Source organism: Herbidospora daliensis (assembly GCF_001570585.1).
GTDB classification, from domain to species: Bacteria; Actinomycetota; Actinomycetes; order Streptosporangiales; family Streptosporangiaceae; genus Herbidospora; species Herbidospora daliensis.
Map to the genome: position 1 here is coordinate 393,114 of NZ_BBXF01000003.1, position 17,555 is coordinate 410,668.

17 protein-coding genes are annotated in these 17,555 nt (G+C 70.1%); 12 read left to right on the top strand and 5 right to left on the bottom strand.

Features of this window, described 5'->3' with window-relative positions; all coding sequences use genetic code 11:
- Positions 1-395 precede the first annotated feature (395 nt).
- The 6 genes from AW274_RS17125 (at position 396) to AW274_RS17150 (ending at position 7,139) form a co-directional block, all read left to right on the top strand.
- A complete protein-coding gene (locus AW274_RS17125; protein ID WP_062432915.1) occupies positions 396-1,295 on the top strand; it encodes a carbohydrate ABC transporter permease in 900 nt (299 codons plus the stop codon).
- Positions 1,292-2,137, top strand: coding sequence for a carbohydrate ABC transporter permease (locus tag AW274_RS17130; RefSeq protein ID WP_062432918.1), 846 nt, complete (start codon positions 1,292-1,294; stop codon positions 2,135-2,137). Before AW274_RS17125 ends, AW274_RS17130 begins: the two co-directional genes overlap by 4 nt.
- A gap of 349 nt (positions 2,138-2,486) precedes the next feature.
- The gene (locus AW274_RS17135; RefSeq protein WP_062432921.1) at positions 2,487-3,083 is read left to right on the top strand and encodes a hypothetical protein; all 597 of its coding nucleotides are present in this window, start codon (positions 2,487-2,489) and stop codon (positions 3,081-3,083) included.
- On the top strand, positions 3,065-4,042 hold the full coding sequence (locus tag AW274_RS17140) for a LacI family DNA-binding transcriptional regulator (protein ID WP_198169258.1): 978 nt from the start codon (positions 3,065-3,067) through the stop codon (positions 4,040-4,042). Before AW274_RS17135 ends, AW274_RS17140 begins: the two co-directional genes overlap by 19 nt.
- Positions 4,039-5,505, top strand: coding sequence for an FGGY-family carbohydrate kinase (locus AW274_RS17145; protein WP_157520340.1), 1,467 nt, complete (start codon positions 4,039-4,041; stop codon positions 5,503-5,505). The genes AW274_RS17140 and AW274_RS17145 overlap by 4 nt, the downstream gene beginning before the upstream one ends.
- Positions 5,505-7,139 (top strand): hypothetical protein, encoded by a 1,635-nt coding sequence (locus tag AW274_RS17150; protein ID WP_062432928.1) that lies wholly within the window; start codon positions 5,505-5,507, stop codon positions 7,137-7,139. Before AW274_RS17145 ends, AW274_RS17150 begins: the two co-directional genes overlap by 1 nt.
- Before the next feature lie 45 nt (positions 7,140-7,184).
- On the opposite strand, the gene AW274_RS17155 is transcribed toward AW274_RS17150, so the two are convergent.
- Entirely contained in the window at positions 7,185-7,466 is a 282-nt protein-coding gene (locus AW274_RS17155) for a hypothetical protein (protein WP_062432931.1), read from the bottom strand.
- A 4-nt stretch (positions 7,467-7,470) separates the two neighbouring features.
- Positions 7,471-7,839: a hypothetical protein gene (locus AW274_RS17160; protein ID WP_062432934.1), complete on the bottom strand. Its 369-nt coding sequence runs from the start codon at positions 7,837-7,839 to the stop codon at positions 7,471-7,473.
- A 156-nt stretch (positions 7,840-7,995) separates the two neighbouring features.
- On the opposite strand from AW274_RS17160, the gene AW274_RS17165 reads away from it, so the two are divergent.
- Positions 7,996-8,775 (top strand): hypothetical protein, encoded by a 780-nt coding sequence (locus tag AW274_RS17165; protein ID WP_062432937.1) that lies wholly within the window; start codon positions 7,996-7,998, stop codon positions 8,773-8,775.
- On the opposite strand, the gene AW274_RS42985 is transcribed toward AW274_RS17165, so the two are convergent.
- Both AW274_RS42985 and AW274_RS17170 read right to left on the bottom strand, forming a co-directional pair.
- Positions 8,714-9,040, bottom strand: a complete 327-nt coding sequence (locus tag AW274_RS42985) for a DUF1963 domain-containing protein (RefSeq protein WP_157520343.1) — start codon at positions 9,038-9,040, stop codon at positions 8,714-8,716. The genes AW274_RS17165 and AW274_RS42985 overlap by 62 nt on opposite strands.
- A 165-nt stretch (positions 9,041-9,205) precedes the next feature.
- A complete protein-coding gene (locus AW274_RS17170) occupies positions 9,206-9,517 on the bottom strand; it encodes a YwqG family protein (protein ID WP_157520346.1) in 312 nt (103 codons plus the stop codon).
- Between the two features lie 130 nt (positions 9,518-9,647).
- Here AW274_RS17170 and AW274_RS17175 point away from each other — a divergent pair, with 130 nt between their 5' ends.
- The 4 genes from AW274_RS17175 (at position 9,648) to AW274_RS17190 (ending at position 14,980) form a co-directional block, all read left to right on the top strand.
- Entirely contained in the window at positions 9,648-11,066 is a 1,419-nt protein-coding gene (locus AW274_RS17175; RefSeq protein WP_062432943.1) for a family 2B encapsulin nanocompartment shell protein, read from the top strand.
- A gap of 3 nt (positions 11,067-11,069) precedes the next feature.
- Complete coding sequence (locus tag AW274_RS17180; RefSeq protein WP_062432946.1) at positions 11,070-13,001, top strand: terpene synthase family protein; 1,932 nt, start codon at positions 11,070-11,072, stop codon at positions 12,999-13,001.
- Positions 12,986-13,885 (top strand): hypothetical protein, encoded by a 900-nt coding sequence (locus AW274_RS17185; RefSeq protein ID WP_062432949.1) that lies wholly within the window; start codon positions 12,986-12,988, stop codon positions 13,883-13,885. Before AW274_RS17180 ends, AW274_RS17185 begins: the two co-directional genes overlap by 16 nt.
- A gap of 72 nt (positions 13,886-13,957) precedes the next feature.
- A complete protein-coding gene (locus AW274_RS17190) occupies positions 13,958-14,980 on the top strand; it encodes an acyltransferase family protein (protein ID WP_062432953.1) in 1,023 nt (340 codons plus the stop codon).
- On the opposite strand, the gene AW274_RS17195 is transcribed toward AW274_RS17190, so the two are convergent.
- Positions 14,970-15,515, bottom strand: coding sequence for an NUDIX hydrolase (locus AW274_RS17195; RefSeq protein WP_062432956.1), 546 nt, complete (start codon positions 15,513-15,515; stop codon positions 14,970-14,972). The genes AW274_RS17190 and AW274_RS17195 overlap by 11 nt on opposite strands.
- A 137-nt stretch (positions 15,516-15,652) precedes the next feature.
- Here AW274_RS17195 and AW274_RS17200 point away from each other — a divergent pair, with 137 nt between their 5' ends.
- Complete coding sequence (locus tag AW274_RS17200) at positions 15,653-17,554, top strand: hypothetical protein (protein ID WP_062432959.1); 1,902 nt, start codon at positions 15,653-15,655, stop codon at positions 17,552-17,554.
- The last annotated feature ends 1 nt before the right edge of the window (position 17,555 follow it).

Sequence of the window (17,555 nt, forward strand, 5' to 3'; positions counted from 1 at the left end):
GACGGCTCCGTTCCCGCTAAGAATGATGCGGCCATCCCTGGTTTCACACCGGCCGTCATCTGGAACGGCTCCGTTCCCGCCAAGAAGGGTGCGGCCGCCCCTGGTTTCACACCGGCCGTGCTCCGGAACAGCTCCGCTCTCGTTACGAACGGCGCGACCATTTCCGCTATCACGGCGACCGGGCTCCGTGACGGCCTCGTTCTCGAGGCGGACGGTGCGAGCCTTCCGGGTTTCACGGCGGTAGCCGTGCTCGGAAACGGCTCCGTTCCCGCCAAGAGTGGTGCAACCACCCCAGGTCTCACGGAGGCCGTGCTCCGGCACAGCCTCACTCCCGCGACGGCACCCGTTCTCGGCGCGACCTCCTCCCAGCCCGGGCGTGCCGTCGAGGCGGGGCGATGAGCGTCAAACAGGCCCAGGCCCGGACCCGTGGTGACGGGGTCGCGGCGCTGGCTTTTCTCACGCCGTCGATCCTCACGTTCCTGGTGTTCGTGCTGGCGCCGACCATCGGCGTGCTGATCCTGAGTTTCTTCGACTGGAACCTGCTCAGCGACGGCACCTTCGCCGGCCTGGACAATTTCCAGCGCCTGTTCACCGACGAGCGGCTGCTCGGGGTCTACGGGTCGACGACGTACATGGCGCTGGTGATCCTGGCCGTCAACGTCGTGCTCGGACTGCTGCTCGCGGTGCTGCTGGAGACCAGGATGCCCCGCTGGATCAGGGCGTTCTTCCGGCTCTCGTTCCTGTTCCCGTTCGTCGTCTCCGCCTCGGCGGTCGCGCTGATCTGGCGGTTCCTGCTCAACAAGGATCTCGGCCTGGTCAACTACCTGCTGGGGCTGACCGGGCTCGACCGGATCGACTGGCTCGGCAGCTCCACCTGGGCGCCGATCTCGGTCATCATGGTCAACTCGTGGAAGACGATCGGGTTCTCGATCCTCGTCTACATCGCGGGCCTGCAATCGATCCCGAAGCAGTTGCGCGAGGCCGCGATCGTCGACGGCGCGGGCGCGTGGACCCGGTTCTGGCGCATCACCTTCCCGCTGCTGTCGCCGACCATCTTCTTCCTCGTCGTGATCAACACCATCAACTCCTTCCAGATCTTCGCCGAACCCCGGGTGCTGACCCAGGGCGGCCCGGGTGACTCCAGCCGCACGATCGTCGAATACCTCTACGACCGCGCCTTCGGCGACTTCGACCTCGGTTACGCCTCCGCGATCGGCATCACGTTCGCGCTGGTCCTGGTCGTGCTGACCGCCATCCAGTTCTGGTTCTCGCGCAGATGGACCCACTACCAATGAGCAGCCGACTGACCGTTGGGCACGTCGCCGCGCGCGTCCTGACGTTCGTGATCCTCGTGGTCGCGGCCGTCGCCATCACCGCGCCCTTCCTGTGGATCTTCCGCGGGGCCTTCTCCGGCTCCGACGCGGAGCTCTACCGCCTTCCGCCGACCTTCCACGCGGAGAACCTCACGCTGGACAACTTCGGCAAGGTGACCGAGCAGGTGCCGTACTTCCGGTTCTTCCTGAACTCGATCATCGTGTCAGGGACCGTGACGATCGCGCAGCTCATCACCTGTTCGACCGCCGCCTACGCGTTCGCGCGGCTCCGGTTCCGGGGCAAGGGCGTGCTGTTCGCCGTGGTGATCGGGTCGCTGATGATCCCGATCCAGGTGACGATCGTGCCGTTGTTCCTGGTCATGTCGAAGATCGGCATGACGAACTCACTCTGGGCGCTGATCTTCCCGGGCATCTTCTCCGCGTTCGGCATCTTCCTGCTGCGCCAGCACTTCATGGCGCTGCCCTACGAACTGGAGGAGGCCGCCAAGATCGACGGCGCCTCGCGGTTCCACACGTTCGCGCGCATCATCCTGCCGCTGTCGGGGCCGTCGATCGCGACCCTGGGCATCCTGTGTTTCACGTACTGGTGGAACGACCTGCTGCTCCCGCTGGTGATGATCTCCGACACGGACAAGCAGACGCTCCCGGTCGGACTGGTGCTGCTGGCCGGGCGCTTCTCGACCGGTTCGCTCGGCACCATCGCGGCCGGCATCGCGATGGCGATCGTGCCCGTGCTGATCGTCTTCATCGCGGCGCAGCGGTACATCGTCCAGTCGATCGCATCGAGCGGACTGAAGCTCTGATGATCACACGTCTGCACGCCGCATCCCCGACGACCAGGCCCACAGCTCCGATGATCACAAGCTTGCACGCCGTAATTCCCGCGACCCGCCGCGAGACTCCGATGGCCACATGTCTCCCCGCCGTATCTCCGGGGACCGGGCGCGAGGCTCCGACGGTCACATGTCTGCACGCCGTATCTCCGGGGACCGGGCGCGAGGCTGCGATGGTCACATGTCTGCACGCCGTATCTCCGGCGACTGGGCACGAGGCTCCGATGGTCACATCTCTGAAATCCGCATTTCCAGCGACCGGGTCCGAGCCACTGGTGATCACGTTCCTGAACTGCGCGTCGACCGGGTCGAGGTTGTGATGGTCGCGTTTCTGAAACCCGCGTTCCTGCTCTTCTGGCGGGAACTGCCTCGTGCCGTCATAGCGGGGCTGTTCTTTCTCGCCACGCTGGTGCCGGTGATCACGTCGGCGACGGTCGGCGCACCCGCCTGGATGACCGCGCTCGCCACCCTGCCGCCGTCGCTCGCGCTGACCTCCGTCGCGCGGTTCTGCGCGCTGGTCGCGCGCGGTGAGGCGCCGAAGCTGGCTGAGCTGCGCAGATTCGATCCGGTGCTGGCGCTGTTCGTCGCCGGGTGCGCGGTGCTGACCGGCGTCACCGTGGTCGCGGGCGCGCTGGCGATGGTCGTGCTCCCGTACGCCCTCGCCTACGGCGCCCTGCGCGGCAAGCCCGGCCTGAAAGCCCTGCGGGGCGGCGCGATCCTGGTCGCGTTCAAGCCCTTGTGGGCGCTCACGATCGTGGCCCTCTACTGGCTGGGCGGGTTCGCCGCCGCCGCGTCCACCGGCGTGCTCGCCGTGGTCGTCGTGCCGTTGCTGCTGGTCGTCACGGCCACGCAGACGATCGGCCTGCTCGACGAGATCGACACCCTCCAGGGCCGGACGTGGCCGGCCCGAAGGTGACGATCTACCAGGTGGCCGCCCATGCCGGGGTGTCGGCGGCCACCGTGAGCCGGGTCATCAACGGCGCCCGCGTCTCGCCCGAGACCGAACGTAAGGTCCGGGCGTCGATGGCGGAGCTGAGCTTCACCCCCAGCCGGGCCGCGCGCCGCCTGCGCGGACAGTATTCCGAGGTCATCGCCCTGATCATCCCCGACGTGGAGAACCCGTTCTTCACCGCGCTGGCGCGCGGCGTGGAGAACCGGGCCCGCACCGGGGGCTACTCGGTCGTGTTGTGCAACACCGACGACGACCCGGAGCGCGAGCAGACGTACATGGACATCGCCCTCGCCGAGCACATGGCCGGCGTGTTGATCGCGCCCGCCGACGGGGCCAGTGACGTGCAGAAACTCATCGAGCACGGGGTTCCGGTGGTGGCCGTCGACCGGAGCCTGCACCGGCCCGACGTCGACGCGGTCACCGTCGACAACCGGGCCGGCGGGCGGGTCGCGGCCGAGGCGCTGCTGGCGGCCGGGTTCTCCCGGGTCGCCTGCATCACCGGGCCGCAGTCGGTCGAAACGGCGCAACTCCGCATGGAGGGCTGGCGGCAGGCCACATCGTGGCCCGGCGACCGGCTGCTGCGCTACGCCGACTACCGCGTCGACGGCGGCCGGGCCGCGATGCGCGACCTGCTGTCGCTGCACGAACCGCCCGACGCCGTGGTGGTCGCCAACAACCTGATGGCCGCCGGGGCGCTCGACGTGCTGCGCGAACGCGGGCTCGAACCGCCCCGGTTCGGCGTGGCCGTTTTCGGTGATCTTCCTTTCACGTCGCTCGAACGCCAGGGCGTGCGGGTCGTCGACCTGCCCGCCCGCAACCTCGGCGAAGCCGCGGCGGCCCTGCTGCTCGCTCGCATCGCCGGCGACGACGGACCCGCGCGCACGGTCATCCTGCGCGACACGAACACCCGGGAGAGATGGTGACGTTGTTCTTCGGTGTCGACATCGGCACCTCGTCGAGCAAGGGCATCGTGGTCGACGGTTCGGGCACCGTGCTCGCTTCTTCGGTACGCGACCACCGCGTCGCCCGCCCCCACCCCGGCCACGTGGAGATGGACGGCGAGAGCTGGTGGGCCGAGTTCGTCTCCCTGGCCGAGGAACTGACCACCGGCCGCGAGATCACGGCGGTCGGCGTGAGCGGCATGGGCCCCTGCGCCCTGCTGACCGACGCCGACGGCACACCGCTGCGCCCGGCGATCCTCTACGGCGTCGACACCCGGGCCGCTGCGGAGATTTCAGAAATCACCGAGCTCCTCGGTGGCGCCGAGACGATCCTGGCCCGTTGCGGCTCGGTGTTGTCGTCGCAGGCGGTCGGCCCGAAACTGCGCTGGGTCGCCAAGCACGAACCGGAGATCTGGGCCCGCACCCGGCGGCTGTTCATGCCGGCGTCGTGGCTGCTCTACCGCCTGACCGGCGAATACACCCTCGACCACCACTCGGCCAGCCAGTGCACCCCGATGTACGACGGCACCGGCTGGGACCCCGAATGGGCGCCGCTGGTCGCCCCCGGACTGGACCTGCCCACCCTGCGCTGGTCGGACGAGATCGCCGGAACGGTGAAATCGAATCTCGCGGGCATCTCCGCCGGAACCCCCGTGATCACCGGCTCGATCGACGCCTGGACCGAAGCCGTCAGCGTCGACGCCTGCAACCCCGGCGACCTCATGCTGATGTACGGCACCACGATGTTCCTGATCGCCACCGTCGACCGGCCGCTGCGCACCCCCACGATGTGGGGCACCGTGGGGGCGTACACCGGCTCCCACAACCTGGCCGGCGGAATGGCCACCTCGGGCGCGATCACCTCGTGGCTGAGCGACCTGACCGGAACCGGTTTCCCGGCCCTGCTGGCCGAGGCGGATGCCTCCGGACCGGGCGCGCACGGCCTGCTGATGTTGCCCTACTTCGCGGGGGAACGCACCCCCGTCCACGACCCCGACGCCCGCGGCGTCATCGCGGGACTGACCCTCAGCCACACCCGGGGAGACCTCTACCGGGCCGCCCTGGAGGCGACGGCGCTCGGAGTCCGGCACAACGTCGAGGCGCTGCGCGCCGCCGGAGCCGAGGTCGAGCGGGTGGTCGCGGTCGGCGGCGGCGTGCGGGGCGGATTGTGGACCCGCATCGTCAGCGACGTCACCGGCCTGCCGCAGATCATCCCCACGACCACCATCGGCGCCTCCTACGGCGCCGCCTACCTGGCCGCCCGCGCCACCACCGGCGCCGCCATCACCGACTGGAACCCCCCGGCCGAGACCGTCACCCCCGTGCCCGACCCGGCCTACGACGAGCTCTACGCCCTCTACCTCGACCTTTATCCCGCCACCCGTGAGGTCGCCCACGTCCTCGCGGCCCGGGAACGCCGCCTTTCCTCCGGAGGAACCCGCTGATGTACACCATCCCCCCGACGCCCGAACGCCCGGCCGCGCCGCCGAAGACCGCCTACCTGATCGCCAGCGGCGACCTGCGCCTTTCGGCCAACCTGGCGGGCTGGCCGACCCAGGTCCAGATGGAAGCCGACGTGACCGCCGCCTTCGCCGAACTCGGCTGGACGGTCGTCCGCGCCAACGACGTCGACCCCGCCACCGGCCACGGTTTCATCTCCAGCCAGCGCATGGGCCTGGAAGTTTTCAAGACCATCCCGCCGGACGCCCCGCTCATCGTCGCCGAGGCGGTCTGGCAGTACAGCCACCACGTGCTGGCCGGCCTGCGCACCCACCGTGGCCCCATCCTGACGGTCGCCAACTTCGAGGGCACCTGGCCCGGCCTGGTCGGCCTGCTGGGCCTCAACTCCGGTATGACGAAGATGGGAGTGGCGTACTCGACGATCTGGAGCGTCGACTTCCAGGACGACTGGTTCAAAGCAGGCATCAAGAGCTGGGTGGAGACCGGGACGATCGCGCACGACGCCTCCCACGTCCACGACCTGCCGAAACTGACCGAAAGCCCCGAACGCGACCTCGGCGTCGCCCTGGCCCGCCAGCTCCTCACCGACAAGGCGATCATCGGCGTGTTCGACGAGGGCTGCATGGGCATGTACAACGCGATCATCGACGACGAGTTGCTGAACCCGATCGGCATCTACAAGGAACGCCTCTCGCAGAGCGCGTTGTGGGCCGAGATGCAACGCACCTCCGACGAGGAGGCCGACGCCGTCGGCGCCTGGCTGCGGGACCAGGGCATGACCTTCAAGCTGGGCGAAGACGAGGCCACCGAGCTGACCGAGGCGCAGCTCAGATGGCAGTACAAGATGTACGTCGCCGCGCTGCGCATCAGCGACGACTACGGCCTCGACGCCGTCGGCATCCAGTACCAGCAGGGCCTCAAGGACCTTTCGCCCGCCTCCGACCTGGCCGAGGGCCTGCTGAACAACGCCTCCCGCCCGCCCGTGACCAGCCGCGACGGCTCCCGCGTCTTGTGGGAGAACGCCCCGCTCCCGCACTTCAACGAAGCCGACGAAGGCGTCGCCGTCGACGCCCTGGTCACCAACCGCATCTGGACCGCCATGGGCCTCGACCCCGCGACGACCCTGCACGACGTGCGCTGGGGCGAGCAGTACGGCGACCAGTTCGTGTGGGTCTTCGAGATCTCCGGCTCTGTTCCGCCGTCGCACTTCGAAAACGGTTACGCGGACGCGGTCGGCTGGCGGCAGGACCCGGTTTACTTCCCGCTGGGCGGCTCGACCATCAAGGGCGTCTGCAAGCCGGGCGAGATCGTGTGGAGCAGGGTCTTCATCATGGACGGAGAGCTGCACGTCGACCTGGGCCGCGCCTCGGCGGTCTCGCTGCCCGAGGAGGAGACGGAACGACGGTCGCAGGCGACGACGCCGGCGTGGCCGATCATGCACGCGGTGTTTCACGGGGTGAGCCGCGACCAGTTCATGGCCCGGCACAAGGCGAACCACTTGAACGTGGCGTACGCGCCTGACGGGGAGACGGCGGACAAGGCGCTGGTGGCGAAGGCGGCCCTGTTCGAGGAACTGGGTGTGAAGGTGCACATCTGCGGAGACGCGAACGTGAGCTGATTCCTGACCGGCGAGGGAGGCCCTGGCAGGACCCCGGTCAGGAGGTCATCCGTGCTGCCGCGCGGATGTGGTCAACAGATCCCGAATCTCCGACAACCCGCTCTGCAGGCGGGCGAGTTCGCCTCGGACGGCGGACACGTCCTCCTGCAGGGCGGTGACTCGTGCGTCTACCTGCGTCATGCCGCCACGAATGCCGACACTCTCGAGGCGAAGAGCCGAGAGGCGATGACGGATCTCCTTGGTCTCCTCACACAGCATGTCGGTGCCTGCTTGGGTCAGGGCGACGTTCTTCGCGACTTCGGAGACACGGTCTTCGATGTAGGACATCGGGTTACGCGCCCTGGCGCTCGACGAGCCTGGCCAACAGGTCGCGTACCTCCATGTGACCGGCCTTGAGCATGGCGATGTCGTCGCGCATGAGGCCGATGTCGTCCCGCATCAGGCCCATGTCGTCGCGCATCAGGTTCATCGAGCGTTCGAGGGACACCTGCCCGGCTCTGAGGACGATGATGTCGTCCTTCGCGACGGAGAGGTTGTCTTTGACGACGCTCATGTCGTCCTGGATGGCGGTGATCCGGGTGTCCATCTTCGCCATGTCCTGACGCATTTCGGCGATGTCGTCCCGGATCTCGGAGATGTTGCTGTGGATCGTGACGATGTTGGTCTCCAGGGCGGAGACGCGCTCCTCGATGAGTGACATGCCGTAGACCTTATCCGGTTCCGGGCTAGGTAGGTCGGCACTTGTCTACATTCGCTCGGGGTCTGGACGTGTACTTCTCCACATACCGGAACCGCCGGATCACAACCTCCCGTACCGGTACGCGAATCACTCCTACAGAGAAGACAAGGAACTGAGATGCGTACCTCCATCACCCGGCTGGCCACCCTCACCGCCACCGCCGCCGCGCTGGCCGCGACCCTGGCCGGCACCGGTCACGCCGCGACCGCCGGCACCGTCGAGCTGAAGAACGGGAAGATCACCTACGTGGCGGGCGCGCAGAGCGTCAACAGCGCCTCGATCACCGTCTTCAACGGTCAGATCGCCGTCTTCGACACGGTGAACCTGACCCCGAAGGGCGGGTGCCAGAAGTTGACGCCGCGCGCGGTGACCTGCGGGACCACCGCGACCGAGTTCTCCGCCGACCTGGGCGACCTGAACGACTCCTTCAGCGTCGGCGTCTCGATCAAGGGCACCGTCAACGGCGGCGACGGGAACGACAACCTCATCGGCAGCAGCACGTCGGCGCAGGGGCACAACGTCACCTGGATCGGCGGGAACGGGACCGACACGATCTCGTACAAGTCCAGCAACAGCTCCGTGCGGGTCACCCTCGGCGACACCGTGAGCGATGGACGCAACATCGACAACGACTTCGTCCGCGGCGACGTGGAGAACATCGTCGGGTCGACGTTCGGCGGCGACTTCCTGATCGGCGCCGACACCCCTAACCGCATCGACGACGGCGGCGGCGCCGGCGACAAGCTGTTCGGCCTCGGCGGCAACGACGAGCTGTTCGCCAAGGACCTGGCGAAGGACTCCGACCTCGACTGCGGGGCGGGCGTCGACTCGATCACTATCGACAAGGACGGTCTCGACCCCGAGCCGGTCGACTGCGAGAACGTCCAGCCCTTCTGACCCGGAGAACGGCGCCCCGCCCGGTGGCGGGGCGCCGTTTCGGCGGCAGTTGCCCTGGACGTAGTAGAGCGACCGCGAGATGGTCGCGGCGGATGCCGTAGATCAGGTGGGCCCCGTCGCCCCACATCATCCGGGCCTCCTCGTCCTCCGAAAGTTGGAGCAGGGTCACCCACTCCTTCGCCTCGGAGACGAAACGGGGGTCCTGCCACCCGCCCGGCACGGCCAGGGCCGCCCCCACCTTCTCGACGGACCGCTGGAAGGCCACCGAGTACCGAGTGCGTCGTCCGGGGGAGGCGGGCCCGCTCGAAGTCGTCGAGCGCGTCGCGGAAGTCGCGGCGCCACACCGCCGCGTAGGTCTCCTTGACGCCGCCGAACGCCTCCACCAGGTGGGGCTGGCAGCTCTCCGGCCAGGTCGCGACCGTCCGGGCGGTCAGGGGCAGCATCTCTCGGTAACGGCGGTGCCCGGGGGGACGTACACCACGAAACCCTCGCGGCCCTCGACCCCGGCCAGGAACACCAGCGTGCCCGTCCCGGGCAGGTCGAGGTTCATCTCATAGCCGGCCAGCGCGGCGCAGTCGAGTTCGGCGGCCAGGGCGAGGCCGGCGGGCACGTCCACGTCCGGCGGCAGCAAGGGGCGGCCGCCGAGACGGCCGACCACGGGGTCGCCCTCCGCCGCGTGGGTGAGCCGGACCGCCGGGCGGGCAGGTGGTCGCGGACGACGCCAGCGTAGCCGGTCAGCCACGGGGTCATGATCGGCATTCTGGCGCATGCGACCGGCAAAGCCTTGCCCATGTGCCCCGGCCCACCGCCTCCGTTTCGTCAACGTGATCCATGTCGGAGGGGGCCGGCCCCTCCCTCGTGAAGGGCGTCCGATGACGACCGAGATCAACGCCAAACTCACCGCCGCCGCGGTCGCCGAGCACGCCTCCAGCCTCGGCACCGCCGCCGCCCGCAACCTCGCCACCACCACCAAGTCGGTCCCGCAGATGCAGGGCATCTCGTCGCGCTGGCTGCTGAAGGTGCTGCCGTGGGTGGAGGTCGCGGGCGGCACCTACCGGGTCAACCGCAGGTTGTCGTACACGATCGGCGACGGGCGCATCCAGTGTCTCAAGACCGGGGCGCGGGTTCAGGTCATCCCGCAGGAGCTCGGCGAACTTCCGCTGCTCCGGGGGTACGGCGACGGTGAGGTGCTGGCCGCGCTGGCGAGCCGGTTCGAGCAGACCGAGTACGCCCCCGGCGACCTGATCGTCAGCCCGGAGCAGGCGGTCGACCGGTTCCACATCCTGGCGCACGGCAAGGTCGACCGGCTCGGCGCGGGCAAGTACGGCCACGCCGTCTCGCTGGGCGTGTTGTCCGACGGGGCCTACTTCGGGGAGCAGGCCCTCCTCGACGACCACGGCGTCTGGGAGTTCGGCTTCCGCGCGGTCACCCCGTGTGTGCTGCTGTCGTTGACGAAGGAGGCGTTCGCCGAGGTCGCCGACCGGGCGGCGGGGCTGCGGGCGCACCTCGACGCGCGGCTGCACGCCGAGACGCCGCACACCGACGCCGACGGCGAGGCGGCGATCGAGTTGTCGTCGGGGCACTCCGGCGAGCCGACGCTGCCGCACACCTACGTCGCCTACGAGACCCACCCGCGTGAGTACGAGCTGTCGGTCGCGCAGACGGTGCTGCGGGTGCACTCCCGGGTCGCCGACCTCTACAACGAGCCGATGAACCAGGTGGAGCAGCAGCTGCGGCTGACCGTCGAGGCGCTGCGGGAGCGGCAGGAGCACGAGCTCGTCAACAACCGCGACTTCGGGCTGCTGCACAACGCCGACCACGGGCACCGCATCTCCACCCGGTCGGGGCCGCCCACGCCCGACGACCTCGACGACCTGCTCGCCGTCGTCTGGAAGGAGCCGACGGTCTTCCTGGCGCATCCGCACGCCATCGCCGCGTTCGGGCGCGAGTGCTCCAAGCTGGGCCTCTACCCGAACACGGTGAACCTGCTGGGGCGTGAGGTGCCGGCCTGGCGCGGGGTGCCGATCCTGACCTGCAACAAGCTGCCGATCAGCGACACCGGGGTGTCGTCGATGTTGCTGATGCGCGTCGGCGAGGAGAGCCAGGGGGTCGTCGGGCTGCACCAGACGGGGTTGCCCGACGAGTACGAGCCCGGCCTCAACGTGCGGTTCATGGGCGTCAACGAGCAGGCGATCATCTCCTACCTGGTGAGCGCCTACTACAGCGCCGCCGTGCTGGTGCCCGACGCGCTGGGCGTGCTGGAGAACGTCGAGCTCGGGCACCGGGACTAGCGGGTGCGGCCCTTCGAGCTGCCCGACTTCTACCGCCCCTGGCCGCCGAGGCTGAACCCGCACGTCGAGGGGGCCCGCGCGCACAACCGCGCGTGGGCCGCCCGGCACGGGCTCATCGACGAGCGGGTCTGGGACGCGGCCTGGGCCGACTCCATCGACCTGGCGCTGTTCGCCGCCTACTGCTTCCCCGACGCGACCCCGGCCCAGCTCGACCTGCTGACCGACTGGTACGTCTGGGGCTTCTACTTCGACGACTGGTTCCTGCGTCACTACAAGGCGACCGGCGACGTCGCGGGCGCCGCGGCGTGGCTGGCCGACGTGCGCGGATTCATGCCGGTGGACCTGTCGCAGCCGGTGCCGGCCGCCGAGGACCCCGTACAGGCGACTCTTCAGGAGTTGTGGGCGCGGACCGTGCCGGGCACCACCGAGGAGTGGCGGCGGCGCTTCGGCGACGACACGTTCGCGCAGATGGACGACGCCTGCTGGGAGCTCGGCAACCTGGCCGAAGGGCGGGTGCCGAACCCGATCGACTACCTCGAACGGCGGCGCGGCGCGGGCGCGGGCCGGTGGGTGGCCGACCTGATCGAGCTGGTCAACGGCACCCCGCTGCCCGATCACGTGTGGGCGTCGCGGCCGGTCCAGGTCGTGCGCGACACCTTCACCGACGCGCAGGTGCTGCTCAACGACGTCTTCTCCTACCAGCGGGAGACCGAGCAGGAGGGCGAGCTCAACAACTTCGTCCTGGTGCTGCGCGAGTTCCTCGGCCTGACCCCGCAGGAGGCCGCCGACACCGTCAACGACCTGATCACCTCGCGGCTGCTCCAGTTCGAGAGCACCCTGCTGACCGAGCTGCCGGAGCTGCCGCTCACCCCGGCCGAGCGGCTGGCCGTGCTGAACCTCGCGCGGTCGCTCCAGGACGCCAACGCGGGCTCCCACGAATGGCATCTGCGCTCGTCGCGGTACATGAACGAGGAGACCCGAGGGGCCGACCCGAGGGTGCCGGTGTGGCGGCACCCAATGGGCCTGGGCACCTCGGCGGCCCGGTTGTGGGCGGGCCACCGCCCGGTCGACCGGCACGCCGCCTTCCGGCCGCCGCCGCAGGACAGGCCGGTGGCGAGCCCGTTCGCCGGGGCGGCCCGGACCGCCGCGGCCGACTGGGCGCGGCGCATGGGCCTGCCCTACTCACCGCAGGCGGTGTCGTGGGCGGTCACCGCGCACCACGGCGTGCCGCGCGACCGGCTCGAAGTGCTCGCGCAGTGGTACGTCTTCCTCGCCGCCCTCGACACGGCCGTCGACCGGCTGTTCAAGGCGCGCCGCGACCCGGCCGGCGGGAAGGCGTTCCTGCGGCGGCTGCCGCTGTTCCTCACCGAGACCCCGCCCGTGCCGGTCAACCCGGTCGAACGCGGCCTGCGCGACCTGTGGGGGAGGGCCCCGCTCGACCCGGCGAACGTCGAGCGGCTGCTCGCGGTCCGCGAGTGGGAACTGGGCAACAGCGCCCGCGAACGGGTGCCCGACCCGGTCGACCACCTGCAGACCCGCCGCGCCGAGCACGCGGGGCTGATGATCGATCTGGTCGTGTACGGCCTGGGCCTCCCGGCCCCCCGCCGGGGCGCGCTGGAGGAGTGTTTCGCCGACCTCGCGACGGCGCGGCGCGACCTGGTGACGTACCCGGACAAGATCGGTGTGCCGACCGAGGTCAGCAACGGAGTGTTGGCGCTGCAACGGCTGCTCGGCTGCGAGCTGCAACAGGCGGCCGACGTGGTCGGCGACCTGCTGGCCGCCCGCCGCGAGCAGTTCGACCGCCTCGCCGCCGACGCCCCCGCCGGCTACGCGGCGGCGCTGCGCACGTGGCTGGCCGGCGACCTCGGCGAAGGCGCCCGGCTGGGCCTGTCGGGCCTGGGCACGAGAGGAGCCCACGCGTGGCGACCAGCCTGACCAGCCTCGGCACGGGCGCCGCCCGCGCCCTGGCGACGACGACCAAGACCCCGCCGAAGACGGCCTCGACGACCCCGAGGTCGCTGCTGGACATCCTGGAGTGGCGCGACCTGCCCGGCGGCGCCTACCGGCGCACCAGCACCCTGCGCCGCACGATCGCCCGTAGGGGCAGCTCCCAGCCGGGCGTCCAGGTCACGGCGGGCCACACGGGCGAGCCGGAGATCCCCGGCATGTACGTCGAATACGGCTGCCCGCCGCGCGAGTACGAGCTGACCGCCGCCCAGACGATCATGCGCGTGCACCGCCGGGTGGGCGACCTCTACAACGACCCGCACGACCAGTACGAGGAGCAGCTCCGGCTGACCCTCGACGCCCTGGCCGAACGCAAGGAGCTCGACCTCGCCCGCGAGCTCCTCCAGGCGCCGCCCGCCCGCCACCGCGTCACCACGGCGCAGGGCCTGCCCACCCCGCTCGACCTCGACGCCCTGATCTGCAAGCAGACCTCGCCGCGGTACCTGCTCGCCCACCCGCGCGCCATCGCCGCCTTCGGCCGCGAGTGCAACCGGTTCGGCGTGCGGCCCGACGAGGTCGACTTCGGGGGCCGCCGGGTCGCCGGCTGGCGCGGGCTGCCGTTCGTGCCGTGCGACAAGCTGCCGATCGCCGCCGACCACACCACGAGCATCCTGGTGGTCAGGCCGGGGGAGGGGCGGCAGGGCGTGGTCGGCCTGCGCCCGGCGCAGACCCCGGTGGTGCGCGAACTCGGCACCTCGCGGCAGGCCGTCACCGACTACCTCGTCAGCGAGTACTACGGGGTGGCCGTGCTGATCCCGAACGCCGTCTGCGCCCTCGACGGAGTGCAGGTGGTGCGTACTTCGACGCACTGAGCATTCCGCCACCGACCCCGCGTCCCTTCCCGCCGAGAGTGAGCATCCCGGCGGTGAGAGGACGTGGCGGCGATGGAGACCCGGCAGCGAGCGATCTGGGCCGACGCGGCCAAGGGCGTCTGCATCCTGCTGGTCGTGGCGTGGCACACGGTCGGCAAGAGCTACCAGCGCATCGACTGGACGTCGGCCGGCCCGTTCCCGGCGCTGTGGGGCGTCGTCGGCGACGCGCTCATGACGCTCCGCATGCCGCTGTTCTTCACCGTCTCCGGCATGTTCGCGCTGAGCGCGTACCGCAAGCCGTGGCACCTGGTCGTCCGGTCGAGGGTGGCCAGGTTCCTCTACCTCTACGTGGCCTGGACGGTCGTCCACACCGCGATCCTCTGGTTCACCCCCGCGTTCGACACCCTGAGCGCCCGGAGCGCGGGCGAGTTCGCCGAACTGCTCCTCGTCACCCCGCCCAACCTCTGGTACCTGTACGCCCTGGCCGTCTACTTCGCCGCCGCGAAACTCCTGCACCGCGTCCCGATCCCGGTGCTCCTGGGCGCGGCGGCCCTGCTCGCGGTCGTCACCGCGGCCGGCGTGTTCGACACCCCGGGAAACCGCGGCTCGATGTTGCAGAACTTCGTCTTCTTCCTGCTGGGCCTGCACCTGCGCCCCTGGGCCGAACGGGTCGCGGCGACCACGACCTGGCGCCGCACCGCGATCATCGGTCTCGTGTACGCAACCGCGCTCGCCGCCATGCTCCTGCTGTCGGCCCAGCGGATCCCGACCGTGTGGACCCTGGTCTCGCTGCTGGCGACGGTCTTCGGCCTCTCGGCGGCCCCCCTGCTCGCCCGCCTGAGGCTGATCGGCGAGGGCCTGGCCTGGCTGGGCCGCCGCACCCTGCCGATCTACGTCATCCACATGCCGCTGCTGGCGATCGTGCACACCACCACATCGGGCCTGCTGGCCGACGTGCCCCTGGCGGTGGCCGCCCTCTATCCGGCGGCGGTGACGGCGGCGCTGGTCGCGACCTGCCTGCTGATCGACCGGCTGCTGCCTGCCTGGCTGACCGACCTGCCGAAACGCCGCCGCGAACCGGCCCTCACTCCGTGAGGCGGGCGGCGTGGCGGGTGATCAGGTGGCGGGCCGCGAACGTCAGGTCCTGTTCCGCCGCCTCCGCCAGAGTCAGCCACTTGTACGCGTCGCCCTCGCCCTCGTCGAGCGCCACCGGCGGTTCGGCGCCCACCGTCGTCAGGAAGGTGTGCCACACGTGGCCGTCGGCGCCGCGGCGGCACTGGTCGCCGTCGATGGGCTCGGTGGCGATCGGCGACAGGGAGATCGCGCGCAGGCCGGTCTCCTCCTGGAGTTCGCGGGCCGCGCTGGCCTCGGGCGACTCGCCGTGTTCCACGTGGCCGGCGGGGATGGTCATCGCGAAGGGGAAGGCGATGCGGTTGAAGAACAGGAACCGGCCCGACGGGTCGCGCACGAAGACGCCCGCCGTCTCGTGCCACAGGCGCAGGGCCGTGTCGACGATCAGCGACCGGTCGGCGGTCTGGCCGCAGGTGGCGCAGCGGCGGCGGACCCGGCCCCCTTCGGTGTAGGGCTCGACGGTCTCGGCGTCGCAGTGCAGGCAGTATTCGTGGCGCATGGGCAGGGCCCACCCCCTCGTGAAACGCTGACCAGCCCATTGTGCGGCACGGCCGCGTCCGAGGGCCTCCGCAGGTGGATACGGTTCTGGCTTCGCGGACGGTTCAGGCGCGCGCGCCGATCGGAGACAATCCGCTGATGTTCACGAAGAAGCAGGCGCCGATGGAGACCGACGACGACGATCCCGTTCCCATCCTCGACCTGGCCAGGACCGAAGGCTTCGAGGTGTTCCAGCAGCGCGTCGACGAGGGTGACGAGGTCGCCCAGGGCCTGCTGGCCGAGTGGGGCGTCGACGACCTCGCCACCGAGAAGGGTTTCCGGGCCTGGTTCGGAAACGTTCACGGCGTCAGCGAGGGGACCACCCCCGCCGAGCTCCTGACGGCCCTCGACGACGTGCCGGAGAAGGACGACGACGGCGTCTGGAAGTCCCTCGCCCGGCTGCTCGGCTTCTCCCCGGACACCGCCTCGGCCGAGAAGATCATCGCCGGGACGGTCGTCCGGCACGTCATGGACGCCGACGAGGAGGTCCGCGGCCAGATCGAGGAGTTCTTCGACGCCCTCGGCAAGGACCTCGACGACTACGACCTCGAACTGGCCCGCCAGGGCGGCGTCGCGATCTTCGGCGACCCCGCGGCCGACAAGCCCAAGGTGGCGGCCACCCGGCTGAACGACGGCGTCAGGAGGGACACCGCCGAGCGGTTGCGGAGCATCAAGGACGGCATGGTCTCCAAGGTCGTGGTCGACACCCCCGAGCAGCGGTCGCTCGACCGGCTGGCCTGGGTGCTGGCCAACCTGAAGGCCGGCCGCGAGTGCGTGGCCGTGGTGACGATGCTGGAGAACGAGATCCGGCTGTTCGCCAACTCGGCCGACGCCGGGCTCGGCGCCGACTTCAAGCGGCTCTTCGACGCGGCGGTGAAGGGACAGCGGCAGGCCGCCGACGACATCAGCGCCATGTTCGACGAGATGGTCGGCCAGAAGCTCGAGGTCCGCGTCGTGAAGGACGGCAAGCTGCCCCCCGACGTGCTGCGCCGGGGCGAGCGGCGGCTCCGCAAGACCCTCGACTTCCTGGCCTCCCTGGAGAAGGACTGGGACGACCTGCGGGTGCTGACCCACCAGGCCGCGCGCGGCATGAAGATCCACGCGGAGACCCAGGCCGGTGACGTGCTGCTGCGGCAGCGGGAGAAGGCCCTCGGCGAGGAGGCCGGGTGGTCCGACGACGAGGACGTCGAGCGGCGCGAGAAGGAGCTCAAGCGGAAGATCGACGACGGGAAGCGCGCCCGGCTCTCGCGGCGCATCACCGACGCCAAGATCGCGATCGGCATCTCCAAGTTGTGCTGCTTCAAGTGCTGGCTCATGATCCAGGCGCTCAAGGCCAAGGGCATCAACCTGTCCCCGTCGGGCACCCACGCCAAGACCTACGGCGCCGGCTGGCCCGCGCCGGCCAGCCTGGCCAAGCCGTCGTTGTTGCGCGCGTTCCTGCAGATCCCGGAGGACGAGGAGGAGCGCACCGACCTCGACGGCCGCCTCCTGAAGGCGATGTCGACCGCCGACGGCCGGGCCGCGATCGTCACGGAGATCGTCTCCTTCACCGACAAGGGCCAGCTGGAGTCCGGCTACGAGTCCAGCGGGGACGAGAGCGAGGTCTCGCTCACCCTCTGGAAGGACTACTACGAGGACGACGACTCCTCCTCCGAGGAGGTCGTGGTCGAGAAGCCGAAGCGCAAGGCTCCGGCGAAGCCGAAGCAGGTCGTCAGGAAGCCGGCGCCCGTCAAGGTGGTCGAGCCCGACACCTCCGGCGACGACGACGAGCGCAACGCGTCGAGCGACGACGACTTCGTCACCACCGCCCGGAAGAACCAGCGGGCCGACGACCCCGTGCCGCGCCGGGTCACCCGGTCGAGCGGCCTCCAGCTGCCCGGACTCGTCGGCTCCGCCTACCCGGCCGACCCTGGCGAGGCGAAGTTCGCCAAACGCAAGGACCACGGAGGCGACAAGCGCAAGACCCCGGTCAAGCGGCGCAAGACCGGCAAGAAGAAGTAGC

Coding starts and splice junctions, on each gene's coding strand:
- AW274_RS17125 (WP_062432915.1), top strand. CDS start 396: ATGAGCGTCAAACAGGCCCAGGCCCGGACCCGTGGTGACGGGGTCGCG.
- AW274_RS17130 (WP_062432918.1), top strand. CDS start 1,292: ATGAGCAGCCGACTGACCGTTGGGCACGTCGCCGCGCGCGTCCTGACG.
- AW274_RS17135 (WP_062432921.1), top strand. CDS start 2,487: ATGGTCGCGTTTCTGAAACCCGCGTTCCTGCTCTTCTGGCGGGAACTG.
- AW274_RS17150 (WP_062432928.1), top strand. CDS start 5,505: ATGTACACCATCCCCCCGACGCCCGAACGCCCGGCCGCGCCGCCGAAG.
- AW274_RS17155 (WP_062432931.1), bottom strand. CDS start 7,466: ATGTCCTACATCGAAGACCGTGTCTCCGAAGTCGCGAAGAACGTCGCC.
- AW274_RS17160 (WP_062432934.1), bottom strand. CDS start 7,839: ATGTCACTCATCGAGGAGCGCGTCTCCGCCCTGGAGACCAACATCGTC.
- AW274_RS17165 (WP_062432937.1), top strand. CDS start 7,996: ATGCGTACCTCCATCACCCGGCTGGCCACCCTCACCGCCACCGCCGCC.
- AW274_RS17175 (WP_062432943.1), top strand. CDS start 9,648: ATGACGACCGAGATCAACGCCAAACTCACCGCCGCCGCGGTCGCCGAG.
- AW274_RS17190 (WP_062432953.1), top strand. CDS start 13,958: ATGGAGACCCGGCAGCGAGCGATCTGGGCCGACGCGGCCAAGGGCGTC.
- AW274_RS17195 (WP_062432956.1), bottom strand. CDS start 15,515: ATGCGCCACGAATACTGCCTGCACTGCGACGCCGAGACCGTCGAGCCC.
- AW274_RS17200 (WP_062432959.1), top strand. CDS start 15,653: ATGTTCACGAAGAAGCAGGCGCCGATGGAGACCGACGACGACGATCCC.